At 45.7% G+C, this 3,598-nt stretch carries 5 protein-coding genes; 3 read left to right on the forward strand and 2 right to left on the reverse strand.

The features are described from left to right. Positions 1 to 251: 251 nt before the first annotated feature. The gene (locus tag QT974_RS32560; RefSeq protein WP_333472495.1) at positions 252 to 1,181 is read right to left on the reverse strand and encodes a trypsin-like serine protease; all 930 of its coding nucleotides are present in this window, start codon (positions 1,179 to 1,181) and stop codon (positions 252 to 254) included. Between the two features lie 3 nt (positions 1,182 to 1,184). On the opposite strand from QT974_RS32560, the gene QT974_RS32565 reads away from it, so the two are divergent. Further along, entirely contained in the window at positions 1,185 to 1,352 is a 168-nt protein-coding gene (locus QT974_RS32565) for a hypothetical protein (protein ID WP_333472496.1), read from the forward strand. Positions 1,353 to 1,437: 85 nt separating this feature from the next. Here QT974_RS32565 and QT974_RS32570 read toward each other — a convergent pair whose 3' ends face one another. Next, positions 1,438 to 2,049 carry a thylakoid membrane photosystem I accumulation factor gene (locus tag QT974_RS32570; RefSeq protein ID WP_333472497.1) on the reverse strand — a complete coding sequence of 204 codons (612 nt, stop codon included), beginning with the start codon at positions 2,047 to 2,049 and terminating at the stop codon, positions 1,438 to 1,440. Between the two features lie 318 nt (positions 2,050 to 2,367). Here QT974_RS32570 and QT974_RS32575 point away from each other — a divergent pair, with 318 nt between their 5' ends. Next, on the forward strand, positions 2,368 to 3,276 hold the full coding sequence (locus QT974_RS32575) for an undecaprenyl-diphosphate phosphatase (RefSeq protein WP_333472498.1): 909 nt from the start codon (positions 2,368 to 2,370) through the stop codon (positions 3,274 to 3,276). Positions 3,277 to 3,349: 73 nt separating this feature from the next. Beyond that, entirely contained in the window at positions 3,350 to 3,577 is a 228-nt protein-coding gene (locus QT974_RS32580; protein WP_333472499.1) for a hypothetical protein, read from the forward strand. Positions 3,578 to 3,598 lie beyond the last annotated feature (21 nt).

Raw genomic sequence — 3,598 nt, forward strand, 5'->3', positions numbered from 1 at the left:
CCCTTCCTAAGGGGGGTTAGGGGGGATCTGGCCTCATCGCCAAACAGCAGTCTCTGAAGAAGAATTCTGTCCCCCTCCCCGAATAGTTGCGGGGACTTTGGCTGATTCTTGTCCCCCCCTTAGGAAGGGGGGTTAGGGGGGATCTGGCCTCATCGCCAAACAGCAGTCTGTCAATACGTTTGAGATCGAGTTGACAGGTTTTGGGCACGGTGCCGTATCCTTACCCGTAACTTAATTTCTAATTCTACCTTCTATCTTCCACCTGTCACTTTGTCAATCCAATTCGCATAAAATGATACCCGCGTGTCGCCGGAAATTTCGCCAAAACTGCCGTTATCATCCACACTATCAATATCGCCGATATTTGTTTTGAAAAATCCCCGATCGCTATAACCCCAAGAACTAATCCCGGCAATTTTCCCGTCCACAAACGACGGCCCCCCGGAATCTCCGCTAGCTGTGGCGATTTCATTTTTTCCCAAACCGCGATCGCGCAACCTCGGAAAATGCCTCCCCAAACTATCATGTTCGGCGGTTCCGTCATCAAAATCAAAAATTAACTGACTCCCCAATACTAATTCAGACATATCAGATTCGGTAGAACTTTTGAATATATCACCTAGTGCATCGTAGCGGTTTTCACCTGCATATCGTTTCGCCTCAGAATTAGAATTCTCATTTTGTCCTTTATTACCCAGGCCGATATATCCATAGCCAATTTTGGTAAACACTTTGCCAATTTCATTTTTATTCCTGTTAATTTCGTACTGTTCCACAGTACGCGGTGCGGTTTTTTTTAGCTTTAAAATAGCAATATCGTTTCCGACTTCTGATTCGTAACCAGTCCATCCCGGATGGATATAATAGTTGCTAACAGGGATAGTAACTTGACCGCTGGGCAATTTAAAAGTTGCCGTTACAGCGGTTCCAGCAGGAACCTTGACCCCCCCTTCGTTGAGGCAGTGGGCGGCCGTGAGCACGTACAATCCTCCCGTTAACAGGGAACCCGTACACTGCACTGGTTCGAGGTACACGACGCCTGTATGTCGCTCTAAAGCTAGGGGTGTGCGGGAACTGCTATCGGCAAAAGCACTAATTATCGATCGCCCTACTTCTGCTGCTTCCAAAACTAAAAGTACAGTCAAAACAGCCATTAATAATATTTTTATAACTTTATTCATTTGATGCGATTGATAATTGGTGACAAAATTAGGACAGTTCGCGATCGCACTCCGACTCAAGAAACCGGGTTTTTTAGCGAATTTGCCACTGCAACTAGGACTTTTGGTCATTCCCCTAATTGTGTAGTCAAGAAACCGGGTTTTTGGCAGAATTACGGGCTGCAACAATAATTTTGGTGAAAAACCCGGTTTCTGGCTACCCGTTCGTCCTATATAAAATTGCGTAATTCATGAATTAGCTATCAGCAATTAGATATTACTTCGACAATTCGATGTTGAGTTCGTTCACTACACGGCGCTTGAGCGGGAGCGATTTTTCTCTAGGAAGCAAGTCGAATACTTTCCGAAAGGCATCATCTACCTTCTCAAAAGGTATTTGTCCTTTCTCGTTAAAAACTACTTTTCCGGATTGGTCGAGGATGACTGTTTGAGGTACGAAACCTTCGTAATAATGACCTGGTTCGGTTATTTTTGGTGAAGGTTGCGAAGGTAAAGAGTCAATACTTACGGGGATAAAATCGGTTTCGCGACCGTAATATTCCTGGAGTTGAGAAACCACGATCGCGTATTGCTTCGAGTCGCTGCTGTCGTCTGTGTAAAACACTAACAATGCGGGTTTCTTGCGTTTGAAAGAATCTGTGAGTTTAACTTTAGGAGGAACGAGGGAACCGTTGCCGGCGTAGAGGGCAAAGATTGTACCGTCAAAGCGATCGTCCGTGAGTGTTGCAAAGGCTGGCGGCTGACCGATGAGCAGTATCAAGCTAAGTGCGATCGCGACAGTAAAAATACTGACCGACAAGATTCGCCGCAGCGAGCTGATGCCAGAAGCAGCAGTAACAATTAATTTTTTGGATTCGGAAAATATCATAGGTTGTTGGCAGTTGCTGTAAGCTGGCTTCATCAGATGCAAAAACTTTCCTCATTGTATCAGCAACTGTATGCAAATGTTCCTGAGTAGGTTAGGGTAGTTTTGCATAAACTATGATAATTTGCTTGTGGTAGCTATGACACGGTGATTCTACTGACTAAAGAGCACCGTTTGCGATCGAATTTTCAGGAACTAGCTGGAAGTGCCAATCAGACAATAATTTTATTTGTTGTGGCGCGGGCTTCTGGCTTCTGAGAAGGGTGCAAGATGTTAAATTCAACTGATTACTAGAAACAGACAACTGGGAATTCACAACTAATGATAGCTTTGCTTGACGCACTCCTCGCCCAAACGCCCGCTGCTGATGTTTCCGGGCCCGCTCCACTCAATCTAGTGCAGACGATTGTTTTAGGAATTGTACAGGGATTAACAGAGTTTTTACCTATCAGTAGCAGCGCTCATTTGAAGGTAGTGCCGATCGCCCTGGGATGGGGCGATCCGGGGGTTGCCTATACTGCTATTATTCAGTTGGGCAGCATTGTGGCTGTGCTTTGGTACTTTCGGAAAGACTTGACAACGATAACTCTTGGTGCAGTCAACGCTGTAATGCGCCGCGACTACGAATCGCAGGAGTTTAAAATGGCCTTGGGGATTGCTTTGGGAACAATACCTATAGTCTTTTTTGGGCTGCTAATCAAGATATTGGTTCCCGATTTTGACAAATCGCCGTTGAGGAGTTTGGCCAGCATCGCCATTGCTTCGATTTTCATGTCGCTGCTGTTAGCAATAGCTGAAAAAATTGGCAAGCGCGATCGCACTTATGAAAAATTAACTGTTCAAGACGGTATTTTAATGGGATTAGGTCAAGCAATGGCGTTGATTCCGGGCTGTTCGCGATCGGGTTCCACCCTAACAGCAGGATTGTTCATGGGATTGGAAAGAGCCGCCGCCGCGCGGTTTTCTTTTTTATTGGGAATTCCGGCAATTACTCTGGCGGGATTAGTAGAATTGAAAGGTGTTTTGGGAGAAGGAATCGGCGACGCTGGAGTTGTGACTTTGGCAGTGGGAACAATTTCGGCATTTGTATTTTCTTATTTGTCGATCGCCTGGCTGATGAAGTTCCTGCAAACTCAAAATACATGGGTGTTTGTGTGGTATCGGCTGGCCTTTGGTGTGGCGATTTTGACCGCGCTTGCAGGTGGCGCATTGCAAAATCCCCAAGGATAAAATAAATTTTGTAGGAGTGGCAAAAGTCACTCCTACTCTACCCGCTAGTCGCAAACAATCACACCATTTAATTATGACTGCATATCACGAATCCATCATCGACCAGTTTACCCGTCAAGCTGTACCATTTTCTAACTTGTACGGCCACACAAATCAAGAATCTCTCGATTTACTGATGAAGATGGCAAGCGTATCTGACAATGATACAGTTCTAGATGTGGCTTGCGGCCCGGGTATTGTGGCCTGTGCTTTTGCGGCAGTTTCCAGGGGTGCATCTCAATGCAAGCGAATATATCCGTAGGGGCGAAGCATGACCGCAGAA

The sequence above is a fragment of the Microcoleus sp. BM001215392 genome (genome assembly GCF_036700185.1).
Taxonomy (GTDB): domain Bacteria; phylum Cyanobacteriota; class Cyanobacteriia; order Cyanobacteriales; family Microcoleaceae; genus Microcoleus.